The sequence below is a fragment of the Arthrobacter sp. Y3225116 genome (genome assembly GCF_059091245.1).
Genome location: NZ_JBNHGL010000411.1, coordinates 1 through 1519 on the forward strand (window position 1 = coordinate 1; position 1519 = coordinate 1519).

Genomic DNA, 1519 nt, shown 5'->3' on the forward strand with positions numbered 1-1519 from the left:
GGCTGGGGAAACTCACGCCCATCGAATATGAAACAATCAACCGGTCCGCACTCACCGCGGCCTAAAACCCCGAGTCAACAAAAGCCGGGGCAGTCCCGTTCATCGCACTTCTAAAGGACTCGGCCCCGCGGCCAAGGTGGGGCTTGATGTCATAGTCACCGATGAAGTCGACACCCATGTAGCCAGCTTCGATCATTGCGTCTGCGTTCCTGCCGCCCGTGCCCTGGTGGACTACCCATGCTGTCGTCAATACTCACTCCCAGTGTTCCTGGCCCAGAGGGCCACGCCTTCTTCTTGCCTTGAACCTATCCCACGGGAGTCGTCGTGCATGTCAACTCCGCATCCTTTCAGCCCTAGCGCCAGAATCTCAGGCGCCGCAACGTCGCGGAGGTCTTCGGACTGCAGAGGCCATCCCGAGGCTGCGTATTCCTTTCCTCCACAGACGGCGCCGCCGGAGCCGCTGTCCACGAGGGTTTGCTGCACGAGCGGGGCCGCAGCACCGCCGACCTAGTCTTGCAGCATGGGCCGACACCGCTGGCTTCCGTCAACCGCCCGCGGCGGCATTGCGTCGCGGCCGCGGCGAACTCCGCGCTTCCGCATAGCCCTCGGGGCCGCATTCGTGGTGGCCGGGCTGTGCCTCGGCTACGGACTTGTTTCGCTGGCCACCGCCGATGTAAGCCGCTCGACTGCTCCTATCTTGGAGAGCATCCCGCTGGCGTCCGCGCCGGCTGCCCGTCCGCCTGCGGACGAGGTTACGAACGGGAAGCCCGAGGCCCCGCCCTCTGCCGCCGGCGAGGACGGTACGGAGACCGGGGATAAACCGTCAGGCGGCGGCCTCGACATCATCGTCCATGTGGCCGGGGCCGTTGCCTCGCCGGGGATCGTCCAGCTGGCCGACGGCTCAAGGGTGTTCGAGGCCATTGACGCGGCCGGGGGTGCCACGAAGAAGGCGCAGCTCGAGGCGCTGAACCTCGCGGCGCCGTTGACCGACGGACAGCAGGTCTATGTGCCGACGCCGGATGCGCCCGGGCCGCCACAACCGGCGGTCGGTTCGGGAGGTGGCGGTGCCGGTGGGGGCTCCGGCGGCGGGGAAGCCGAACCCGGCGGTGGCGGTGCCGGTGAGGGTCCGGCTGCCAAGATCAACATCAATACGGCGACGGCCGAGGAGCTCCTCGAGCTGCCCCGGGTCGGACCGGTTCTGGCCGCGCGGATTGTCGAGTTCCGCGAGCAGCACGGCCCGTACGGGCAGCCGTCGGATCTTGATGCAGTGCCCGGCATCGGGCCGGTCATGCTGGAGTCGTTGGTGGAGCTGGTGTCGGTATGAGCCGGCCGCCGCGCTGGCAGCGGTACGCGGATGCGGCCCGACGTCCTTCTGTCGTCAGGCCGGACCAGAATGAGGGAGGACAGCCGCCCAGACGGCGCAGCGACTTGGGCCGGCGGTTGCTGCGCCACGTCAAGCCAGATCCCGCTGCCGCTGAGGCCGCCGCGGCGGAGGCCGACGGCCGGCGCCTGGATCTTC

1 protein-coding gene is annotated in these 1519 nt (G+C 68.3%); it reads left to right on the plus strand.

Annotation, left to right across the window (positions count from 1 at the left end; all coding sequences use genetic code 11):
• The first annotated feature begins 520 nt into the window (after positions 1–520).
• Positions 521–1324 (plus strand): ComEA family DNA-binding protein, encoded by an 804-nt coding sequence (locus AC5RV2_RS17875; protein ID WP_494093441.1) that lies wholly within the window; start codon positions 521–523, stop codon positions 1322–1324.
• The last annotated feature ends 195 nt before the right edge of the window (positions 1325–1519 follow it).

Excerpts from the sequence above, each read along its gene's own strand:
- AC5RV2_RS17875 (WP_494093441.1), top strand. The coding sequence starts at position 521 with ATGGGCCGACACCGCTGGCTTCCGTCAACCGCCCGCGGCGGCATTGCG.